Here is a 20,762-nt window from a genome sequence, read left to right as displayed (position 1 = left end):
AACAACACGGCGGCCGGTCCTTCCAGGGCGTCGCCGTCCGCGTCGCCCAGCGAGTCCTGGCCCTGGCCGCGGCGATCTGGCACAACCACCACACCGGACAACCAGTCACCCGCTCCCTCATCGCCTTCGACCACTAAACCGGTTCGGACTCACTCGTCTAGCCGAAGAGCACCGTGGTGGGCGACGGCGCGTCCAGCGCTTTCGATGCCGGGCCGGGGAGGCCGGTGGACGGGTCGAGGTCGAGCCAGGTGACCGTGTTCGTGCCCCGATGCGCGGCATAGAGGCGGCGGCCGTCGGGGGAAATTGTCAGGCCGTAGAGCCGTCTGGCGCCGGAGAGTGTGCGTCCCAATAGTGTCAGGGTGGCGCCGGAGACGGCGAAGGCGGCGATGTTGTCGTGGCCGCAGTTGGCCACGTAGAGGTATCGGCCGTCGGGGGAGACCACCGGCGCGGCGGCATAGTTCCCGAGGAGGCCGGTGGGGTCCGCAGTGCCGATGGTGAATCCGGGCCGCAGTTCGCCGCGGTCGGCATTCCAATCGCACACGGTCACCGCCACAGCCAGTTCGCTGACGAGGTAGGCGCTGCGTCCGTCGGGGTGAAAGCACAGCTGGTTGGGGCCGCTGCCCGGGCGCAGTGTGGCCTGGGACTGCTGGCTCAGTTTGCCGTCGGCGAGCTGATAGACGAAGACCGAATCCGCGCCCAGGTCGGTCGCGAGTATCCAGTTTCCGGACGGGTCGACGTGCACCTGGCGGGCGTGCGGGCCCTTCTGACGCTGATTCGGACCCGAGCCGGAATGCTGGGCCACATCGGTGACATCGCCGATGCTGCCGTCCGCGGCGATGGCGAGCACGGTCACGCTGCCCGACTCGTAATTCGCGGTGAGCAGCCAGCGCCCATCCGGGGTCACACACAGGTCAATCGGCCTATTGCCCTCCACGGCAACGGTATTGAGCACTGTCGGCGGTTGCGTCGTCAGGTCGATCGCGGTGGCGGTGCCCGCGCCGTCGGACTCGTTCACCGCGTACAGGAATCGCCCGTCCGGGGACATCGCCAGAGATGTCGGATTCGTGGTCTCGATGGTGCTGTCCATGGTCAGTCGCCCGCTACCCGGATCCACCGTGGTGACCATGATTCCGCGTCCCTGACCGCCCGTGGTGAAGCATCCGACATACGCCCGTGCGCCCGCGATCGCCCGCGCAACGGGGGAGGCCGACATCCCGATCGCAATCGCGATCCCTGAGATGCCTAGCGCACCGAGGAATCCCCTTCGCCCGAACCCGCTGCCTCGCATCGCTTTTCCTTCCGCCCGAATCACGTTGTGCGTCAGAATGATCTCGACCGTCTGAATTAACAAGTGGCGCAGCCCGATTTGCAGATTGCGCAGCAAGTGGGGAATCGACTGCGCGTATGACCATTGCCGTGCGCAGCCGCGCGACGAGAACGATTGCGGCGCAGGCTGTTCGCTCGTGCCGCTTCAGGAGATCAGGCGCGGCCAGGCCGCGCCGAGTACGGCCTGGCCCGCTGGTCACGCCCACACTCCGGCGCCGCGCTTGTCGGCTGGGTGCGGCACCGGACTGTCTCACAGCCGAATCCTGTACAGCCGAGGAGCTTTCAACATGGCAGCAGCCAAGAAACACGCCACTCCATTGCGGATGACCACCGACGATTTCGAGGCCGTGGCCGTCGAAGCCCTGGGCGAGCGGCCAGGTATCACCCTGGAACTACCGCGCCGCGCACAGGTCTGCCGACGCAGCCGGGTTCGGCACGCAGATCGGCGGGGGTGGCGATGCGATGGTGGCGGAGAAGACCTCGGTGGAGCCGTAGAGGTTGTAGAGCACCGGTCCGAACGCCGCGGTCGCCCGGGTGCACATGGCCGCGCCGAGCTGTGAACCGGCAACGAAGATCACCCGCAATGCCGAAAGATCGTGCTGGGCAGTAGGTTCGGGTTCGGCATCGAGGATGCGCGCGAGCATGACCGGGACGACGATGTGGACGAGCAGCTCGATGCCCTCGCGGTCGACCACCTCCAGAATCTGCGGTCCGGCGAAGTCATTGTTCAACAAGGCGATCACCGCGACATGTTCGGGCCAGCGGATCGCCGACGCGGTCAGCGCACCGCCGATCACCCCGTAATCGGCCAGTGCCGAGACCACACCCCGTAGCCGAGCCGGTCCCATCGGCCCGAGCGGTCCCGCGCATACAGTCCCGCAGGGCCAGTGCCTCATCGGCGATCCGGCCCACCGCGCAGGGCAGTGAAAGGCCCGCCATCACCGGGCCTGCTTCGCGAAATCGAGTGTGTAACTGCGGATTTGATACACGCCGTGAGTGGTCGCGACCACGGTGCCGGTGGTGTCGGTGAGTTCCGCGTCGAGTTCGAACTCAGCCTTCCCGCCACTTCCCGAACCACCTGGATCTCATCGCCGCCGCGCTCGGCGAGGTCGGCCAGCGCACCGTCACCGAGATACACGATCGTTTCGCCGCTCTGCCCGCAGACCCCGCCGATCGCATTCCAGCCGCTCCCGACGCCTTGTGGCAACTGTTCAGCGGCAACCTATTCGCGGTGTGGCTGAAGGTGTGGATCGCAGCCGCCGACGATCCGGCCCTCTACGACCGCCTCGCGCCCATCGAACCCGGCCTGGCCGCGACCGCCGCCGACCTCACCCCGCCTGGGATCGAGGCCCGGGACTGGACCCGCCGCATCACCGTTGTCCTGGACACCCTGCACGGGCTGGCACTGCGCACCGCCATCGAACCGCGCCAATCGAGTTCATCGCGCAACCCCTGGCTCGCAACCCGTACCGAACTCGCCCGGCTGCTGCGGCCGGAGGATTCCCGAGACTAGCACCGGCTCGGACCTGTGAAGGCGGGATATATGTGTCAGCGAGCAACCGCGAGGCAAGAGGTTCTCGACCAGCAACCGCGCGTTAGCGGCCATGACGGGCTGCCGTTGGCGCACTTTCCAAGTGCGCCAACGTATCTCCACGATTCAGAAGCACTCGCCCGCTAGACAGGTTTCCGCCCGCAATCGAAGAAGTGTCCATCATGATCGAATCCCCGCCCGCCCCCTGAAAGCGGCTTGACAGCTTCGCGAGCACTAGGCGTTGATGGACCCCCACCGCGCCACCTTCCTTGACCGATCATGTCCGATCTTCAACGAGGAGCATCGATGGTCCGTCGCTCAGCGTCGCATAGTCGACGTCCACACCGCATCGCCGCCGCATCGCAGTCCGGAGCCCCGGACGAGATCGACCCCGCGGTCGACGACGTCACCGTGATCGTCCCGCGCCGCCCTCCGAGACTTACGCCGCTCGCCGCGGCCCATCTGATGCGTGTGATCGGCCGTGCTGCCGGATGCAACAAATCATCGTGTGATCGGAGGGCGGCATGACGATGATCCGATTCGCTTTCTACGGACGCGTGTCGACCGAGGATCAACAGGATCCAGAAACGTCGCGGAATTGGCAGTTCGGGCGCGGACAAGCCTTGACCGACCGTCATGGCGAGATCGTCGCCGAGTTCTTCGACATCGGGCAGTGCCGAGCGATTCCGTGGAAGCGGCGACCCCAGGCGTCGCGACTGCTCGACCTGTTGAAGTCTCCCGACCGTGGCTTCGACGCCGTCGTGATCGGTGAACCACAGCGCGCCTTCTAATCTGCGACGTACCGCGCCTGATCGGAATCAATCTGCCGACAACGCACGCTCGGTAGCGCCGCAGGGACTCGGTTCAGGCCGACGAGCAGGTCAGAGGGTTGCGGAGGGCGAAACGAACGTTTATTTCGGATTGTGATGTCCCATATAGTTTTCGACGTCGATCAGTCCAGCGCGGAAATCAGCCGACTCCTCAGAAGCGAGGAGCGCCCTGGCGATACGCAGGATCGGCACCTCTCCCAGAGCCTCCAGTTCCTCCAGCTTGTACATGATGTAGTCGGCGTCCGGGTCGTCCGCCGTGCGTCCGAGCTCTTCGATGACCGCTCGGACCCCGCCATTTCCGCCGCGTCGGGCCAGCATCTCGGCCGCGTCCACCATCACCGTGACGTTTTGATCACGCAACATTTCCGTCAATCGGTGGAATGCATCTGGCTGATCAATCCGTCGACCGAGGGCCTGCACCGCGTCGACTCTATTGCCCGTGTCGGCACTCCGCGACATGGCCAGCAACTCGTCCAAATCACTCCCACTTTGTTGATCTTGGCTCACTACGGGATCTCCTCTGGCGTGGCCGGTCGAACGGTGTCTGGCTTCGTCTGACCGAAGTATTCCCCCGTCTTCGGATTCTGGTTCTTCTGCACCTCGACGACATGCGGTGTCGGGATTTCTTGGCCTGTATTCTTGTCGTAGTGCGCTTTCCCGGTCAGGTCGACGCGCTTCGTGGCAATGCCGTCCTCGTCGAAATACGTGTAGTTGGTGATATTGCCGTTCGCGTCCTTCTTGACCATATAGGTATTCGGCTGGCCTTTTGTCGGCAGCGTCCGGTCGGTGCAAACCTGCGCGTTGTCAAGGTGGTCTTTGAGCGGCTTCTTCGCTTTACGCCAGTTCTTTAGTTTCTCCGCGAGTTTGGTCGTGAGATCTTTGATGCGTTGGATGGTTTCTTTCGTCTTCGTGGTCGCGCGCTCGATCTTCACGGCGACGCGAAGTTTCGCCGCTTTGACGGCGGTCTTGATCAGGTCGGCGAACTTGTCGATGATTTTGGCGACCTTGGCGGCGGTTTTCGCGGCCACCGCGACGGCACCGACACCGAAGCTGACGAACGATGCGGCGACCGAGAGCGCGAGGTCGACGGCCACTTCTGTGGCGATTTCCTTGGCGAGATCCTCAAGGAGCTTCTTGAGCGCTTCCCGTAGCTCGTCATGGGCTGTCTTCTGATCACGGCATGATTGGGCGAGTTCCCCGTAGGCGCCGGCGAGATCGCTGCATGCCGTTTTGAGTTCGCGAAGGTCTTCGTCGATGAAGTTCGCGTCCGGGGAGGTGACCTGCTCGAACAGTGCGGCCGCGCGTTCGAGCTCGCCAGGGGTAGCGGTGACTGTGGCGTTGGTGGCTAGGGTGTTCCAGACGTCACCGGCATGGGAGAGCTTGGTGGTGTCGCCATCGGGGATCGGGATGCCGACCTTCGCCGCTAGTTCGAGTCCGTCGTCGACAAGTCCGTGCCCCGGCCCACCCGCGGACGGCGGGACGAGCAGCGAGACGAGTTCTTGCGGGGACAGGGTGAACGACGGGTTCGTGTTGGGTTCGGCCGGTGCGGGTTGCCCGCTGTCCGCGTGGTAGTCAGCGAGGGCGTGGTTGTAGCCGGCCTGCTTGAGTACCTGGGCGTAGCCGTCGAGCGCGACGACCAGGTCGATGGACATGTTGTAGATGTCTTTGCACTGCTGGTCGTAGGACTCGGCCCACTTCTTGCCGTCGCCGATACTGCCGGCCATGTTGGTGGTGTCGCCGAAAGACCTCATCGCGGTCTTGAACGCATCGAAATAGCCTGCGGAGGCCTTTGAGCAAATGTCGGCGGCGTCGTAGTAGGTCTGAGCGGAGACGTCCAGGACAGTCACGACTGCGTGCCTGTCGAGCGACCCAGCATCTGCAGATTCGTGGTGACCGCGGCCTGGTAGCGCTCTTTCGCGGCGATGGCTGTGGTACGCATGGTCTCGATGCCCTCGGCGACCTCTTGGGCGCCGGTCACCCACTTGGTGAATGCTTCGCTGGCGGCCGCCGCGGAAGCGCCGGTCCAGGTGGACTGCAACGCGGCTGTGCGCTGCTGCACGCCGGTGACGCTTTCGGTAAGGAACCCGACGAATCCCTTGAGCTGGTTGGCGATGTCGTCGAGTTCTTCCAGATCCACCCGAAACGCGTCGTCAGCCACGAATTTCTCCCTCCCCAACGCCTTACGGCAAATCCAACGAGCTGGTATCGGCGGCGCGCTGTGTGTCGAGACTGACGTGGGTATCAGCGACCACGCCAAGCAGTTCCGCCAAGGTGCCCAACGCCTGCAGGACCGTTTCCGCGCCCTTGCGCGTCTCCTCCCAGCCGGAACGGTAGGCGGTAGCGGAACTGCCGGTCCAGCTCTCCAGCAACCTGCTGACATCGGAATCGATCGAGCGCAGCCCGTTCACCAACTCCTGCGCTGCAAGTTGGACGTAGCGGCCCGCGTCGGTGACTTCGGCCGGGACGACATCGAATTTCCCGTCCCACGATTGCGACATGGTCCCCCCCGATGAAGAGCGTTGCCATGCGAGCCTATCGGATCGACGATCATGGCCGGAAACCTCGGCTGTTCCTAGACGCCCAATGGCGATGAGAGCTGGACACGCTCACCCGGCATCCGCCGCTTACCTCCATCCGCCTGAGCGGTTTTCGAGAGTTTGCCAGGAGTAGGGGTCGGCCGGGACGGGAACGGACGAGGCGGGATCCACAGTGGAGAAACGGAAAGAGCCGGCATTGCGTCGGCAGGCACGAAAGCCTTGGGCGCGGCGACCGGGACTACGAGAAAGCGGTCATACATATGGTCGAAATGCTGAGGCAAGGTCCAGACACAGCGCCAATCGAAGCATCCGCATTGTGATCGACACCATGTTCTCCGTGACACCGCCACCACCTGGCGGGCTGTTCATGCCCGACACTCTTCCCGAAGAGTTCCAGGATTCGGGCCTGGGAGAGGCCGACATGTGGGCTATGCGGCTGATCGAGGCACGTCACATCATCGAGCACTCCCTGACCCAGCTCGAAAACGCCCAACCCACCACGCACACATCGGTTCTCGATGCAGCACGGCGGTTGCTGAGCGAACAAGACCAGAAGCTCGCCCGCCATCGGGCCGCACTGGAAGCCGGAGCCGACCCCGAGCTGATCGCCGAATGGACCCGCGAGGTACGGAAGGAACGAGAACTGGCCGCCGCGCAAATCGCCGCAATAGAACAGAAATCCGTCACCGGCCGCCGGATGAGCCGCCAAGAGATCCTGCAAATGGTGGACAATCTCGGCGGACTACTTGCGATCCTGAAAAGCGGACACTGCAAACAAGCACGAGGCGTACCGTCAGCTCGACTTGAAACTGACCTACAACCCCGGAAAAACGGACGGTCTTGGCTGAAGCTTCGCCAAACCGCCCGTGGGCCTACTGGTTGTGTCCGGAGGGGGACTTGAACCCCCACGCCCTATAACGGGCACTAGCACCTCAAGCTAGCGCGTCTGCCATTCCGCCACCCGGACCGGTGTGCTCGGCAAGAGTAGCCGATGGGTGGCTAAAAGATGAAATCGGTTGGGTTCGAGGTGGTTCGGGACGCCGCTGCGGGGGATCGATGGCGGCGCAGGCGATTCGATGTCGAGTGCCTTACCTTGACAAGTCGAGGTAAGCGTTTGTATCGTTACCTTGAGTGATCAAGGTAGTGGGAGGCTTTGGTGCACTCGTCTCCGGCGAACCGGGAGGGCTGGAGTCGCACGGGCCGGGCGCCCGACACACCGGAGGGGAGAGCCGGGCTCCCGGTTCCGTGAAACGAGCCCGCGTTCCGTGCGGAACGCGGGCTCCGGGTTGGAACCGTTATCTGTTGCGCGGCAACCGAATCCGGATCATCAGGGGCCGACGGTGAGGTTCTGCGTCGGGTCGGTGGTGTCGTTGAACGCGAGGGTCCCCGACACCGTTCCGGTCGGGGATTCCGTTGGGCACAGCGGGTCACCGGTGGTCTTGACTGGCACCTCGACATTGCTGATCGCGACCGTCGACGGGCTGCCGTTGGTGAAGGTGCCGGAGGCGGAGAAGGGCCCGTCCGGCGCGACCACGGTTGTGCAATTGGTCAATCCCGTCACCTGGATCGTCATCCCAGCCTGCGGAATCACCAGGCTTCCGACGATCGGCGAGCCGTTCTGCGCCGCCACCGTCCAGGTGCCGCTGGTGGTTACGGCGATGTTCACGCCGGTCAGATTGGATGTGCAGTCGCGGATGGAGATCGACTGAATCGGCACCGACACCGGACCGCTCGGGTTCGCGTTGCCCGGAGCCGCGGGCACGGCTCCGGTGCCGGTGACGGTATTGCAGCTACCGGTCACCGGACCCGAGCTGAAGGTCATCGGCCCCTGGTTGACGGCCGTGATGTTGTGTCCGGCCGGGGTGACCGTTGTCGAACCGGCGGCCGCCTGCGCCGGGCCCGCGCCCGCGCCGACGAGAACCGTTGTCGCCGCACAACTCACGGCGGCCAGCGTTATCCGGGCAAGTGAGGGGTTGCTGAGCATTTCACTCTCCTTGACAAACCGAAAAGGCGTATAGGATAAGCAATCGACATCGAATGCGATCGAGCTGTCGATTCGAAGAACAGCAATCAACATACCGAGAAAACAACCGCTCGAATACATCCGATCAACAGGGGAATTTTCCCCAGTCGAGCATCCGGTCGCCATCCGATGGACCTCACCATATTTGTGACGTCGACACAAATTTCGCCTGTCGAATTATATGATGGATCACAATGATGGAACACTGAATTCCGATCGGGATGCGGACGGTGCCGAACCCACGTCCGCCATGCACCGCCGCGGCCCGACGCGCCCCCATACAGCCCGAATCGAGCTCAAACATGAAGATCGGTCGGTGCGCCGACTACCCGAATAATAAAACCCCCGGCGATAGCGCCGCCATATCCCTGGATCAGATTCCGCAAGCCCGCGGCCGAGAAATCGCTACCCAGCAATATTCGCAACCAGCATAAATGGATACAAAGCCGAGCGGTGCCGCTATTGAATAGAACAGCAATTACGAAGCGTGAAAAACAAAAATCTCCTCCGACGCGACGGAGTTTCAGCCGACCAGGTTCTTACGCAGCCGCAAGATGGTCAGCGGATCCAGCCCGAGGCCCTCGGTGAGATATTTCCCGAATCCACCGTACGTTTGCTCCAACTGCCGCACCGCTATATCCAGATATTCGTCCCGAACCTCCTGCAGCGGAATCAACAGATCCGGATTCTGCATCACACCCGCCTGCCGCAGCTGTGCGCGCAGCGCGGCATCGGCGGCGGCGCGATACCGATTCGACAGCAGATAGTCTTGGCGCGCAACCGATTCCGGCACACCGACCGCCCGTAACACAACGTAGGTGAGCCAGCCTGTGCGATCCTTACCGGCGGTGCAGTGATAGAGCATCGCCGAATCGGTCGCGGCGAGCTCGGTGATCGTCTGCCCGAATTTCGTCCGCGCGTCATCGGTGAAGAAGCTGCGGTACACCTCCCCCATGATCCGTTCCGCCCCACCGTCTCCCAGCACCCGCTGCTGCTCAACCGGATCCCGGGACTGAATCACCTGCGTCATCTGCTCGAACAGCCCGGTGTCGTCGATCGGGCGGGCAACCGAGACCACCCCGGCGGGCAGCCTGTCGGCTCCCATCATCCGAACCTCGGCCGGAGTTCGCAGATCGATCACGGTCCCCAGGTTCAGTGAGCCGAGACGCGCTACATCGGCGTCGGTCAGCCGCTGCAGTGCATCTGCGCGAATCACCTTGTCCGCCTTGACAGTCGCACCATCGTAGGTGCGGTAGCCGCCGACGTCGCGAACATTGATCGCGCCTTGCAGATCAATCTTGCCACCGGCCGATAGCGACGGTGCCGAGGGCGGCTCGCCGCTCGCCACACCGACGGTGAACGTAACGGCGACGACGACGCCGACAAGCATGCTGCGAAAAATCTTCATAAAGGGACGGTAGGGCCGCCGAACACACCGAATCCGCCCATCCGACTGGGGAATCCGACAGCTACGCGGAACAAATCCGGGTCGTCACCGCGCTCGGACGGCACCCTCGCTCTCGGAGTCACCACCGCCGAGCAGCGACCGAGTGAGTGTGCTTGTCGCGGAATTCATTTCGGCCAGCGCATCGCTCAGATTCGCGTCCACCACCACGGTTTCGGCGCCGGGGCGGTCGGTGATGGCCCGCAGGGCGGCCCGGCGCAACAGCTCCTTGATGAATGACGCTGTCTGCCCAGCGGTTTCGGCGACGATAGGCGTGAGATCCGCTTCGACGCGCAGGTTTCGGCTGTAGAGCCGCAGGAGCGCAGCCCGACCCTCGGCATCCGGGCGCGGGATCTCGACGGCCAGGTCGACCCGGCCGGGTCGCTGCGCGAGCGCCTCCTCGAGTTCGGCGACGCGATTGGTGGTGAGCAGGAAGGTCACATCGGCATCGCCTCCGATGCCGTCCATGGCGTCGAGCAGGCTGAACAGCAAGGGATTTCCCATCGGTGCGTAGCTGCGGTCCTTGGCGATGAGATCGACGTCCTCGACAACGACGACGCTGGGTTGCAGCCGCCGGGCCAGATTGGCCGCACGACCGATCAACCGCATGGCGGGCCCGGTCAAGACGATCACGGTGCTCTCGGACAAACGCCCCATGAGATACCGCACCGTATGCGTCTTGCCGGTCCCCGGCGCGCCGTGCAGCAGCAGTCCGCGCTTGAGATGCTGTCCGGCATCGAGCAATCGGGCGCCGTGCGTCGCGATTCCGACCGTGTGCCGTTCGATCAGATCCAGCACGCCGTCGGGCAGCACCACCTGATCGGCGCTCAATCGTGGCCGGGGCAGAAAGGTGACGAGGTCGTTACCGCGATTCTCGCTGACACCGAAAGCCAGTACCTGGCCCCGGAATACATCCCGCTGCGCCATCAGCCGCTCGATCCGGTCGCGGGTCGCGACCGCGGTCGCCCGTTGTGCGGCGAGTATTTCCAGCATGCACTGTTGAGTGTTGCCGTAGCGCATATCGGGTCCGCGCATGCCGAGCACCACCGGTGCGCCATCGGGGGCGGTGGTGGTGACCAACCCCAATTGCACCGCCTCGGTGACCTCGGCGGGGCCGATCGCGACGGTCGTGAAATCGACCGTGCCGAGCTCGAATTGGTCGTTCTTGCGGGCCATCGACACCAGGCCCGCCAACTCCTCGTGCCCGCGATGGGCGCCCGCGACGCCGAACCAGTCCGGCGCTGTCGCACGCTCGGCCAGGTAGGCGTCGACACCGCGCTGCAGATTCGCGTGCTCCCAGCTGTCCCAGTTCTGCCCGACGACGGTCACCTGCGGCATATCCGCCCCGAGATGGTCGACAACCTTGGCCACCAAGGTATTTCGCCGACGGTCCCCCGCGACGGCATTCGCCGTCGAGCGCATGATTCGTTGTAGATCTATCGCGAACGTATCGGCATCGAATGCTTCACTCCCCACGAATTGCCAGCATCCTCCGGGCCTTTCGGAAATGCAACGGGCTATCCCGACCTCTTCTTGCCGACCACGAACCGGCCCATGATCAGATAGTCGATCTCCGTCGCCAGGAAGCATGCCAGCGCATCGTGCGGCGAGCACACGATGGGCTCGCCCGCCACGTTGAACGACGTGTTCAGCAGGCAGGGTACGTCGGTGCGAGCGGTGAAGGCGGACAAGAGCTTCGCGAGTTCCGGATGCTGCCGTTCGTCGACCGTCTGAATCCGCGCGGTGCCGTCGACGTGGCAGGCGCCGGGGATCCGCTCCAGATATTCGTCGCGGACCGGGAAGACGAAGGTCATATACGGCGACGAGGTCTTCTTGCTCATCCGGAAGACCTGGGGCGCAACGGATTCGAGGACCACCGGAGCGAATGGCCGGAACGGCTCCCGATGTTTCACGCGCAGGTTGATGACGTCCTTGATATCCGGGAAGGCCGGGTTGGCGAGGATGCTGCGGTTGCCGAGTGCTCGCGGCCCGAATTCCGCGCGGCCCTGGAACCAGCCGACGACGTTCTTCTCGGCCAGCAACTCCACCGTCCGCGCTACGACGGACGCGAGATCGGCCTCCTCCTGCCATTCCACCTGGTCGGCATGCTCGGAGAGTGCCGCGCGGATCTGTCCCGCATCGTAGGAAGGCCCGAGGTAGGGCGTGACGACCGCGGTAGCGGGCCGGTTGCGCAACCCGGCGGCGTAGACGGCCGCGCCGATGGCGACGCCCGGGTCGCTGGCCCCGAAGCTGACCTCCATACCGGTGAACGACGATCGCTCCAGCATCTTGGTATTGGCAACGCAATTCAGCGCGAGGCCGCCCTCGAACAGCAGGGTGTCCATCCCGGACGCCGCGGTCAGCGCCCGCACCTGATGCGCGGTGACGGCCTCGACCATGTCCTGGGCCATGCCCGCGACCTTGACCCGGAAGTCGAACTCCTCGCGCTTTTCGCTGTCGCCGCCGAAGAGCCGGTCGAACAGCGCGTAGTAGGTATCCGGATCGGCCGGGATGGATATCGTGTACGAGCCGTTATCGTGCAGCCGCACAACGTTTTCCAGCAGCGGGTTATGCCGCGGCGGCGGGCCGTACGCGGCCAGCCCCATCACCTTGTACTCGTCGTTGTTGGGCACGAAGCCGAGGTAGCGGGTGATCCGGCCGTATGCGACGCCGAGCGAGCTGGTCATCTCGACGGTGCCCTCCTCGAAGATCCGGACCACACCGTCGCGCAGCTCGCCCATCACCGCCGACAGTGTCTCGGCCCGACCGTCGCTGACCAGGAAGGCGGCGTCCCGGACGCCGGAAAGGTAAGCGCCGCACATGAGATGGGCCAGATGGTGTGGCACCAGGGCCAGCTTGTTGGGGTCGAGCTCGTGGCCGGTGCGCTCGACGAAGTCGCGGTGGATCGCCTCGCGGCTGAACATGCCGGTGTAGACCGCGCCGGCCCGGCGCAGCGCGTCGAACTTCGCGGTGACGGACATCCCGGAATCACATATCTCGGAAATCATCCGCTCGGCGACGGTCGGCGAAAAGCGCCACGGAAATGCGATGACATCCACCTCTTCGAGTTCGACACCGGCGAATTCCAGGCACCAGTCGATCGCATTCGCCGGAAAGTCCGAGGTCTTCTTTACCCGGCTCAGCCGCTCCTCCTCGACGGCCGCCACCAGCTCGCCGTCGACCACCAGCGCTGCGGCGGCGTCGTGACCGACCAGCAGATTCCTGGCGATGCCGACGGCTCCGTAGTGTTCACCGAAAAGCCGTGCACCACTGGAGAATCCGTTGTAACCGAGAACTATCATGGATTTTCCGCCTCCCAGCGCGACACGGGCGGCGAACGGCAGGTTACTTCGCACGCGCGCGGGTTCAATTCGAAAAGTGTTGCCGCACTTGCCGATCTGACATCCAGCCAATCGAAACAATCAACACCGTTATGGAAATCGTTGCAGCACAGCCGCAATCGAGCAACTGTGATATAGATCACATATATGCGCACGGTCCCCTTTGTCAGGACATAGCAATAAGCTGCCGTAGGCAAGCATCGCTGCGATTGGATACGGATGTATCGACCGCACCAAGAGCTGCGGCAATAGACAGGGTCGCTGTCTATTCCATGGCGCCTGCCACCGGAACGGTGAGTCGGGAAAACTCTGCTAGAGGTATTTGCAGTGGCGAAATATCCGATGTTGATCGTTCTCGGGTATCGGGACGACCTGGATCAGGCGCTCCGGCGGAGGGGCGTGGATCCCTACTACATCGTGAACGCGCCGGCGAGCCCACCGAATGGGCGGAACTCGATATCCGTCACCGATATCGAGAACGTCCAGGAGTTGTCCCGCGCGGTGCTGGCCGCGGGTGTCGACAATGCCGATGGGGTGCTCACCGTCCACGAATTCGGCGTCTTCGGGGCGGCGTATCTGCGCCGGCAGCTGGACCTCCCCGGACACCGAGATCCGCAGAAAACGCTCTATTTCCGGGACAAATACCTGCAAAAGAACGCACTGCCGCCCGAGGTGCGGCGGGCACGCGTCAGATACGTGTCGGCACAAATCTCGTACGCCGATATCGCCGACGAACTCGGCGACGTTTTCGTGGTCAAACCCGCGAATGGGGCCGGGTCGCTGCGCACCAGCATCGTCCGCTCACCCGGCGAATACGCCGCGGCCCTCGAACCACTCCCGACCAGGTCTGATGTGGCGATCGTCGCCGAATCCCACATCGATGCACCGGAGATACACATAGATGGCATCTGGTGCGGTGGCGCCCTGTATTGGTCGTCGCTGGCCCGATACAACACCTCACCGCTCAGCGCCGCGCAGGGCCGGGTCATCGCCGTGAATATTCTCGACGAACGCAAACATACGGAACTGTACCGGCAGGCGCGAGCACTCGCCGAACAGGCGCTCGGCGGCCTCGGCGCACCCGATTGCGTATTCCACCTGGAGATATTCGTCGAGGAATCGGGACTGACATTCGGTGAATGCGCCATCCGCCTTCCGGGCGGGCTGACACCGCGCATCAACGAACTCACCTTCGGCGTCGACCTGTTCGATGCCGAAATCGACCTCGCCCTCGGTATGCGACCCGGCCCCATACCCGCCATCACGCCGAATCTCTTCCATGGATACGCGTTCCTGCGCCGCCGCAATGACAAGGATTTGACCCGGCAGGACTTCGAACGCAGATTCATACTCGATGAGGTCGAGTACTCGCCGGAGACGCCGCCCGGTCCATACGGAAAAGTGGGGCACGCGATCATCTCCGACCAGGACGAGCTCAAACTGCAGCGCAGGCTGGAGGATATCGTGCGGTTCAACGAAGCCGAATAATCCGGCTCGGCGCTGCTCATTCATAGTTCCTTTCAGAGGTTCCGTTTTCCATGCTCAAAAATTCTCAGTTGTCGACGCTCCCGGAGTTATTGGCGAGCGCGGCCCGCGACGCGTCCCGTGGCATCACTTTCGTCGGTGGCCCCTTTCTCTCCTACGCCGAATTACAGGATTCGGCCCGCCGGGTATCCGATGGACTGCGCCGCGACGGCACGACCGCGGGCGACAAGGCGCTGATCGTCGCGCCGGATCCCGAAAGCCTCTTCCGCGCGTTCTGGGGGTGCGTGCTGAGCGGGGTGGTGCCGTGCCCGATCGCGGCGGCGGAATCATCGCGCCTGCAAACACAGCTCGAGCACTTGCGCGTACTCCTCGACGATCCGTTGGTGATCGCGTCCAAGCGCGGCTACGGCGCGCTGCCGGATATCGGAATGCGGACGGTGCTGGTGGAGGAGCTCGACAACACCGAGCCGCAATCCGGGCAGCGCCAAACGCCCTCCCCTGACGATCTCGCCCTGCTGATGCTCACCTCCGGATCCACCGGATCGAGTAAGGCGGTACGCCTCACCCACGCGAATCTCCTTGCGGCACAAGCGGGTAAGGCGCACGCCCTGGACCTCGGACCGGCCGACACCCAGCTGAACTGGATCGCCACCGACCACATCGCCGCCTTCGAGGCGCACCTGCTGCCCATGTTCAACGGCGCCGATCAGATCATGACGACGCCGGAAACGGTGCTCCCCGACCCGCCGGAGTTCCTGCGGCTGCTGTCCGCCCACCGGGTCCGGGTGGCGTTCACGCCGAATTTCCTGTTCGGGCTGCTCAATCAGCACATCGCGGCATTGGGCGAAATCGACCTGTCCGGGGTGCGGTACATCATCTCCGGCGGTGAGGCCACCGTCACCGCGACCGTGCGGACCTTCGTCGAGGCGCTGTCCGGCCACGGTCTGCGCGCGGACGCGATCGTGCCCGCCTTCGGGATGACGGAGACGTGCGCGGGTAGCGTCTTCAACCGCGATTTCACCGCCGACGACCGCGAGACGGAATTCCCCCCGCTCGGTAATCCGGTGCGGGGCTTGCGGATTCGCATCGTGGCCGACGACGGCACGGTGCTGTCCGAGACCAGGCCCGCTGGCGGAGGCGTCGGATCGGCCCTCGACACAGCGCCGGGCGAGGTCCAGCTGCGCGGTCCGATGGTCACCGACGGCTACTACGGCGACGCGGCGGCCACCGCGGCGGCATTCACCGACGACGGATGGTTGCGCACCGGCGATCTCGGATATCTGGACGCCGACGGCCGGTTGACGCTCGTCGGGCGCAGCAAGGATTCCATCATCGTCAACGGCGTCAACTACTACAGCCACGATCTCGAGGCGGCGCTGGACGAACTGGACGAGGTACGGCGGGGATCCGTCGCCGCGTTCCCGATCCGCCCGGCCGGCGCCGATTCCGAACAGCTCGCCATCGCCTTCGTGCCGACCGCCGATCCGGCCGACGATACGGCGCTCTATCAGGCGATCGTCGCGATACGGAGCTCGACGGTGATGCACTGGGGGTTCCGCCCGCAGCTGATTCTCCCGGTCGCGGCGGGCGATATTCCGCGCGGCAACCTCGGCAAGATTCAGCGATCCCGGCTGCGCGCGGCGGTGGCGGCGGGGACCCTGGACGCGGCGGCGCGCCGGACCGATGCGGTGCTCACTCGCTTCCTCGGCACTCCGGTGCCGCCCGCGGGCGCCGTCGAAATCGCGCTGGCCGAGGCGTACGCCAGGGTGCTCGGCGCCACCGCGGTATCCGCGACCGCCAGCTTCTTCGATCTCGGCGGCACCTCGCTGGAATTGCTGCGGCTCAAGCTGGAGATCCAGGCCGAGATCGGCGTCGACGAGGTGCCGATGGCCACGCTGCTGCAGTTTCCCACCGTGCGTGCATTGGCCGCACGCCTGACCGAGCGGACCGACGTCACCGGCGACGCCGCCTACGATCCGCTGGTACCGCTACAGACCACCGGCGACGGCACGCCGCTGTTCTGCGTCCATCCCGGCCTCGGTGAGGTGCTGATCTTCGTCAACCTCGCGAAGTATTTCACCGGCGAGCGGCCGTTCTACGCCCTGCGGGCCCGCGGATTCGGAACGGGCGAAACCCATTTCGGATCGTTCGACGAAATGGTGACCACCTACGTCACGGCGATCCGCCGGACGCAACCCCGTGGACCGTACGCGGTCGCAGGTTACTCCTACGGCGGGGCGGTCGCGTTCGAGATCGCCAAACGGCTGGAGGCCGACGGCGAAACCGTCGATTTCGTCGGCATTTTCAATCTGCCGCCGCATATCTCCGGCCGGATGCACGAGATCGGGTTCACCGACGGCGCGATCAACCTGGCGCTGTTCCTGGAGCTGATCGACCCAGCCGATATCGAAAGACTCACCGCCACACTGCATCCCCTGCCCGAGGCCGATCAGCTGGCCTACTTGATCGATCACGCGCCGCGGCACCGACTGACCGAACTCGACCTGACCGTCGAACGTTTCACCGCTTGGGTGCAGTTGGCGCAGAGCATGGTGCGGCTCGGCCGCGACTACGAACCGTCGGGTTCGGTCGCGCGGGTCCAGGTCTTCTACTGCACGCCACTGCGCGGCACCCGGCAGGAATGGCTGGACGGACAGCTCAGCCGCTGGGCGGATTTCACCCGAACCCAGCCCACCTTCATCGAGGTCGACGGCGAGCACTACACCCTGATGAGCCCGCAACACGTACAGACCTTCCAGGCCACGCTGCGGCGCGAACTGGCCCGCGCCGAGGCATACCGGACGATCCCGACGGGGGACGAATGACCATGCGCGGCACGCGAATTCTGGTGACCGGCGGCACCGGACAGGTCGCGCGACCGGTCGTCGAGGCGCTCGCGGCCGACAATGAGGTGTGCTGCCTGGGCCGGTTCGGCGATCCCACCGCCCGCGCGGAGCTGGCGGAATTGGGTGTCGAGACCGTCGTCTGGGATATGGCGACCGACGATCTCGCCGGTGTGCCAAGGGATTTCACCCACGTGCTGCACTCCGCGGTCTGGCGCGGCAATGGCCGGGACTTCGAGGAGACCGCACGCGTCAACGCCGCGGGCACCGCGCGATTGATGACGCACTGCGCGACGGCGGAAGCGTTCCTGTATGTCTCGTCCGGTGTGGTGTACAACCGCGCCGATCCGGCGCATCGCTACCGGGTTGGTGATCCGCTCGGCGGACAGGCGCCGTGGCTGCCGACCTATCCGGTCGCGAAGCTCACCGCGGAAGGCGTGGTGCGCGGCCTGGCCGAGGCGCTCGCACTGCCGACGGTGATCGCCCGGCTCAATATCGTCTACGGTCCGTACGGAAATGGCGGCGTGCCGGTGATCCTGTTCGACCAGATGCGCAAGGGCCAGTCCTGCGCCGTGCCGCTCGAAGGACAGAACTACTGCAACCTTCTGCACACCGATGACGTGGTTCGTCAGGTGCCGCTGCTGTGGGCGGCGGCCCAGGCGCCCGCGCTGGTGGTGAACTGGGGCGGTGACGAGGAGGTCGGCTGGACCGACCTGCTGACCTACATGTCAGCGCTCACCGGTGTACCGCTGCGGCTGGAACGCAGCGAATTCAGCCGGGAGACAGCACTTTTCGATCCCGAGGAGCGTCGCGCCCTGATCGGCGACTGCTCCGTCGGCTGGCGCCGCGGTATCGCGGGCACGCTCGCGGGCCTGTTCGCGGAGTACCGCGAGCACATCGCCGAATACATCCGGGAACACGACACCGAGCCGGTCGCTCGGACACCGCGTTAGGAGCCGCCATGCGAACGTCCACCGCTATCGACGCACTGCGGGATGTGCTGTGCGCCGCGCTCGGATCCACCGAACCGGTGTGCGCGGCAACCGAAGCCGGGTTGACTGGTCCGGACCGTCCGACGCTGATCGGCGGCGGGGCGCTGTTCGGCCCGACCAGCCCCGCCCCTACCCCCGGTGTCATCGAGGACTTGCTGCGCCGCGCCGAAAGACTGCGGGCGCCACAGATTCTCGTGCCGTATGTGCGCCGCACCGACGACCTCGCTCCGCTGCGGGCGGGCGGCTTCGTGCCATTCGCCGCTGGCGTCGAATGCGTACTGCGACTGGGCGATTCGGTCGACGAGACCCTGCGTACCCGCGTGGGCGCCGACCGGCTCGCCGAATTGCGCCGCCTGCATCGGGACCTCGCCGAGCACACCACCTGGGAGCGGATCCGCCTGCGCGAGCTGGCGGCGACACCGTGGGCGTGGGACGCATGCGTCAAACTCCCACCGCGCAACGGGAATTTCTCGTACAACGCTCGAGCCCTCGATGCCCTGGCGCGCGGCCCGCTGGCGGAGCGCGTCGAGGTGCTGGTGCGCCGTCGCGACGGCGCGGTCGTTCAGGTCGGGCTGATCGCGGCGTCGCAAAACGGCCGGGGCACATACCATCTCGCCCACGCGGTCGACGATGCCGCTGTCGATCACGAAAACCTCTACGCCGCAACCGTATACGAATTGTGCCTGGACGCATGGCAATCCGGCCTCGACTGGATACATCTGGGCCGGGTCGACGCCGAGGACGCCCGGAGTCTGGGCGCGGACCTGTTCATCCCGCTCGACAACTGGCTGCGCGCACCCGGACTCGCGCCGGTGGCTCCGGCGGAACCGGCATTGTCGGACTTCGCCGCGCCGCCCGTCGCCGAGGTGGCGGCACCGCCTGGGCCGGTCCGCTTCCGCCTGCGCCCGAAGTTCGATCTCATCGATATGTCCGGTAATACCAATCCGTTCCTGGGTCGCGAGGCCCGATATCCGGATCTCGACACGACCGAACTCGCGCGAAGCTATCTGGCGGCGATCGCGGCCCTGCCCGGCGGCGACGGCGCATTGACGCCGGATCACCTGCTGTTCACCAGCGGAGCCGTCGACGGCCTCGCCTTGCTGCTCTCCGCGCTCACCTCTCCCGGCGAAACCGTCTGCGTCACGCCGCCGACCTTCGAGCTCTACGCGCATTTCGCCCGGGTGCAGCGGCTGCCGGTCGTCGAGGTGCCGCTGCGTGGCGCGGCCATGTCCGAACTCGACAACGCGCGAATACTGGCGGCCGGACCACGGGTGACCGTGTTGTGCGATCCGAATAATCCCGTTGGCACCAGGCTGGATCGGGCGCAGGTTCGCGAACTGATCGCGTCGAGTCACGGGCTGGTGGTGATCGACGAGGCGTATGTCGAGTTCAGCCGGGAGCCCTCGTACGCCGCACTGATCGATCGATACGAGAATCTGGTTGTGCTGCGGACACTTTCGAAGGCGTGGGGGCTGGCCAGTGCCCGCTGTGGGATCGTGCTGGCCCGGCCGGGCGTCATCGAGGCGCTGCGGCGTGTTCAGGTGCCCTTCGGATTCACCGATGCGTCGCAGCGCGCCGTGCGGGAGCGGCTGAGCAATGCGCACCTTGCGCTGGATACCGTCCCGCGTATCCTCGCCGAGCGTGATCGACTGGCCGCCGGGCTGTCCGGGCATCCGGCCGTGCGCGAGGTGTTTCCCTCGGACGCCAACTTCCTATTCGTCCGCCTGCGTGAGCACGAGCGCGCGATGGCGCGGCTGCGCGGGGCCGGGATCATTGTGGCCGACACCGGTCGGCTCGTTCCGGACACCTGCCGCATCTCCGTCGGCAGCCCGGACACGAACGATCTTCTGCTCCAAGTACTTTGAGCACTGGGCTTCACCGCTGCGGTAGGTCTATCGGATTGTTCGCCCCGTCTTTGACCTCGATGGTGAGATACGACAGCGGTGCGTCACCGATGTTCTTCATATCGTGCAGGTGGTATCGCTCGGCGGCGAGCGGGAAGTACCGGGTCTGTCCTCGGACGTAGGCGATCTCCCGTGAGGTGCCGTCGCCCCCGTGCTGGCGGATCCAGCCGTCGGTGAGGGCGATCCAGAAGTAGTCCAGCACATGCCGGTGCATCGGGACGCGCTCGCCGGGCACGAGGTGGGTTTCCCAGATGCGCAGCGCATCGGTCTCCCGCACCAGCGCCTGACCGATCCGGCCGTTGTGTGCGTTGTCGCCGAATTCTCGCAGCAGCGGCGGACTCCAGCGCGCGAAACCCTCCGCGACGATGGTGCCGATCAGCGGATTGTCGAACGGTGAATCCTTGCCCACGAACCGGGTCCTCTCGATTTCGGTGTGCCCCAGCGGAATCCGGCTTCCGATCCCCGGCCACGAATTACGACTATAACGGAATGCACAGCGCTCCACC

General features: G+C 65.0%; 18 protein-coding genes, 1 tRNA gene and 1 pseudogene. 8 read left to right on the top strand and 12 right to left on the bottom strand.

Going from position 1 to position 20,762, the window contains the following annotated elements; translation table 11 throughout:
• Positions 1-137, top strand: a pseudogene (locus LGY53_RS20665) (IS982 family transposase); the annotation flags it as partial.
• A gap of 20 nt (positions 138-157) precedes the next feature.
• Here LGY53_RS20665 and LGY53_RS20660 read toward each other — a convergent pair.
• A complete protein-coding gene (locus LGY53_RS20660) occupies positions 158-1,288 on the bottom strand; it encodes a lactonase family protein (RefSeq protein ID WP_225728330.1) in 1,131 nt (376 codons plus the stop codon).
• A gap of 430 nt (positions 1,289-1,718) precedes the next feature.
• The gene (locus LGY53_RS20655; RefSeq protein ID WP_225728329.1) at positions 1,719-2,150 is read right to left on the bottom strand and encodes an AMP-binding protein; all 432 of its coding nucleotides are present in this window, start codon (positions 2,148-2,150) and stop codon (positions 1,719-1,721) included.
• Between the two features lie 407 nt (positions 2,151-2,557).
• Here LGY53_RS20655 and LGY53_RS20650 point away from each other — a divergent pair, with 407 nt between their 5' ends.
• Both LGY53_RS20650 and LGY53_RS20645 read left to right on the top strand, forming a co-directional pair.
• On the top strand, positions 2,558-2,839 hold the full coding sequence (locus LGY53_RS20650; protein WP_225728328.1) for a hypothetical protein: 282 nt from the start codon (positions 2,558-2,560) through the stop codon (positions 2,837-2,839).
• A gap of 542 nt (positions 2,840-3,381) precedes the next feature.
• Positions 3,382-3,648: a recombinase family protein gene (locus LGY53_RS20645; RefSeq protein ID WP_225728327.1), complete on the top strand. Its 267-nt coding sequence runs from the start codon at positions 3,382-3,384 to the stop codon at positions 3,646-3,648.
• 120 nt (positions 3,649-3,768) lie between these two features.
• Here the strand turns inward: LGY53_RS20645 and LGY53_RS20640 are convergent, their stop codons facing one another.
• The 4 genes from LGY53_RS20640 to LGY53_RS20625 are packed head-to-tail and all read right to left on the bottom strand — an operon-like array spanning position 3,769 to position 6,185.
• Entirely contained in the window at positions 3,769-4,164 is a 396-nt protein-coding gene (locus LGY53_RS20640) for a HEAT repeat domain-containing protein (RefSeq protein WP_225728326.1), read from the bottom strand.
• A 29-nt stretch (positions 4,165-4,193) separates the two neighbouring features.
• Positions 4,194-5,534 carry a polymorphic toxin type 24 domain-containing protein gene (locus LGY53_RS20635; RefSeq protein WP_225728325.1) on the bottom strand — a complete coding sequence of 447 codons (1,341 nt, stop codon included), beginning with the start codon at positions 5,532-5,534 and terminating at the stop codon, positions 4,194-4,196.
• The gene (locus LGY53_RS20630) at positions 5,531-5,845 is read right to left on the bottom strand and encodes a WXG100 family type VII secretion target (protein ID WP_225728324.1); all 315 of its coding nucleotides are present in this window, start codon (positions 5,843-5,845) and stop codon (positions 5,531-5,533) included. The genes LGY53_RS20635 and LGY53_RS20630 overlap by 4 nt, the downstream gene beginning before the upstream one ends.
• Positions 5,846-5,867: 22 nt before the next feature.
• Positions 5,868-6,185 (bottom strand): WXG100 family type VII secretion target, encoded by a 318-nt coding sequence (locus tag LGY53_RS20625; protein WP_225728323.1) that lies wholly within the window; start codon positions 6,183-6,185, stop codon positions 5,868-5,870.
• 355 nt (positions 6,186-6,540) lie between these two features.
• On the opposite strand from LGY53_RS20625, the gene LGY53_RS20620 reads away from it, so the two are divergent.
• Positions 6,541-7,125, top strand: coding sequence for a hypothetical protein (locus tag LGY53_RS20620; protein WP_225728322.1), 585 nt, complete (start codon positions 6,541-6,543; stop codon positions 7,123-7,125).
• Here LGY53_RS20620 and LGY53_RS20615 read toward each other — a convergent pair.
• From LGY53_RS20615 to LGY53_RS20595, 5 genes are all read right to left on the bottom strand, one after another.
• A tRNA-Leu gene (locus LGY53_RS20615) sits at positions 7,107-7,191 on the bottom strand. The two genes, LGY53_RS20620 and LGY53_RS20615, sit on opposite strands and share 19 nt — an antisense overlap.
• A 360-nt stretch (positions 7,192-7,551) precedes the next feature.
• Positions 7,552-8,208, bottom strand: coding sequence for a hypothetical protein (locus LGY53_RS20610; protein WP_225728321.1), 657 nt, complete (start codon positions 8,206-8,208; stop codon positions 7,552-7,554).
• Between the two features lie 562 nt (positions 8,209-8,770).
• Positions 8,771-9,655 carry a tyrosine-protein phosphatase gene (locus tag LGY53_RS20605; RefSeq protein ID WP_225728320.1) on the bottom strand — a complete coding sequence of 295 codons (885 nt, stop codon included), beginning with the start codon at positions 9,653-9,655 and terminating at the stop codon, positions 8,771-8,773.
• A gap of 84 nt (positions 9,656-9,739) precedes the next feature.
• Entirely contained in the window at positions 9,740-11,167 is a 1,428-nt protein-coding gene (locus LGY53_RS44160; RefSeq protein ID WP_225728319.1) for an ATP-binding protein, read from the bottom strand.
• Between the two features lie 41 nt (positions 11,168-11,208).
• A complete protein-coding gene (locus LGY53_RS20595; protein WP_225728318.1) occupies positions 11,209-12,993 on the bottom strand; it encodes a carbamoyltransferase C-terminal domain-containing protein in 1,785 nt (594 codons plus the stop codon).
• Positions 12,994-13,359: 366 nt separating this feature from the next.
• On the opposite strand from LGY53_RS20595, the gene LGY53_RS20590 reads away from it, so the two are divergent.
• The 4 genes from LGY53_RS20590 to LGY53_RS20575 all read left to right on the top strand — a co-directional run bounded on the left by LGY53_RS20590 (position 13,360) and on the right by LGY53_RS20575 (position 20,217).
• Positions 13,360-14,520 carry an acetyl-CoA carboxylase biotin carboxylase subunit family protein gene (locus LGY53_RS20590; RefSeq protein ID WP_225728317.1) on the top strand — a complete coding sequence of 387 codons (1,161 nt, stop codon included), beginning with the start codon at positions 13,360-13,362 and terminating at the stop codon, positions 14,518-14,520.
• A 68-nt stretch (positions 14,521-14,588) separates the two neighbouring features.
• Entirely contained in the window at positions 14,589-17,342 is a 2,754-nt protein-coding gene (locus LGY53_RS20585) for a non-ribosomal peptide synthetase (RefSeq protein WP_225728316.1), read from the top strand.
• The gene (locus LGY53_RS20580) at positions 17,339-18,313 is read left to right on the top strand and encodes an NAD(P)-dependent oxidoreductase (protein ID WP_225728315.1); all 975 of its coding nucleotides are present in this window, start codon (positions 17,339-17,341) and stop codon (positions 18,311-18,313) included. The genes LGY53_RS20585 and LGY53_RS20580 overlap by 4 nt, the downstream gene beginning before the upstream one ends.
• An 8-nt stretch (positions 18,314-18,321) precedes the next feature.
• Positions 18,322-20,217, top strand: a complete 1,896-nt coding sequence (locus LGY53_RS20575) for a histidinol-phosphate transaminase (protein ID WP_225728314.1) — start codon at positions 18,322-18,324, stop codon at positions 20,215-20,217.
• Positions 20,218-20,227: 10 nt separating this feature from the next.
• On the opposite strand, the gene LGY53_RS20570 is transcribed toward LGY53_RS20575, so the two are convergent.
• On the bottom strand, positions 20,228-20,665 hold the full coding sequence (locus tag LGY53_RS20570) for a hypothetical protein (RefSeq protein ID WP_225728313.1): 438 nt from the start codon (positions 20,663-20,665) through the stop codon (positions 20,228-20,230).
• Positions 20,666-20,762 lie beyond the last annotated feature (97 nt).

Origin of the sequence: Nocardia sp. JCM 34519.1, from assembly GCF_020361265.1 — a bacterium.
GTDB lineage: Bacteria > Actinomycetota > Actinomycetes > Mycobacteriales > Mycobacteriaceae > Nocardia > Nocardia arthritidis_A.
Note: the sequence above shows the minus strand (reverse complement) of the source record. Positions and strands in the feature narration are given on the sequence as shown.

What these genes read in the sequence shown, in the direction of transcription:
- LGY53_RS20660 (WP_225728330.1), bottom strand. Translation starts at nt 1,288, where the DNA reads ATGCGAGGCAGCGGGTTCGGGCGAAGGGGATTCCTCGGTGCGCTAGGC.
- LGY53_RS20575 (WP_225728314.1), top strand. Translation starts at nt 18,322, where the DNA reads ATGCGAACGTCCACCGCTATCGACGCACTGCGGGATGTGCTGTGCGCC.
- LGY53_RS20645 (WP_225728327.1), top strand. Translation starts at nt 3,382, where the DNA reads ATGACGATGATCCGATTCGCTTTCTACGGACGCGTGTCGACCGAGGAT.
- LGY53_RS20605 (WP_225728320.1), bottom strand. Translation starts at nt 9,655, where the DNA reads ATGAAGATTTTTCGCAGCATGCTTGTCGGCGTCGTCGTCGCCGTTACG.
- LGY53_RS20625 (WP_225728323.1), bottom strand. Translation starts at nt 6,185, where the DNA reads ATGTCGCAATCGTGGGACGGGAAATTCGATGTCGTCCCGGCCGAAGTC.
- LGY53_RS20610 (WP_225728321.1), bottom strand. Translation starts at nt 8,208, where the DNA reads ATGCTCAGCAACCCCTCACTTGCCCGGATAACGCTGGCCGCCGTGAGT.
- LGY53_RS20595 (WP_225728318.1), bottom strand. Translation starts at nt 12,993, where the DNA reads ATGATAGTTCTCGGTTACAACGGATTCTCCAGTGGTGCACGGCTTTTC.
- LGY53_RS20580 (WP_225728315.1), top strand. Translation starts at nt 17,339, where the DNA reads ATGACCATGCGCGGCACGCGAATTCTGGTGACCGGCGGCACCGGACAG.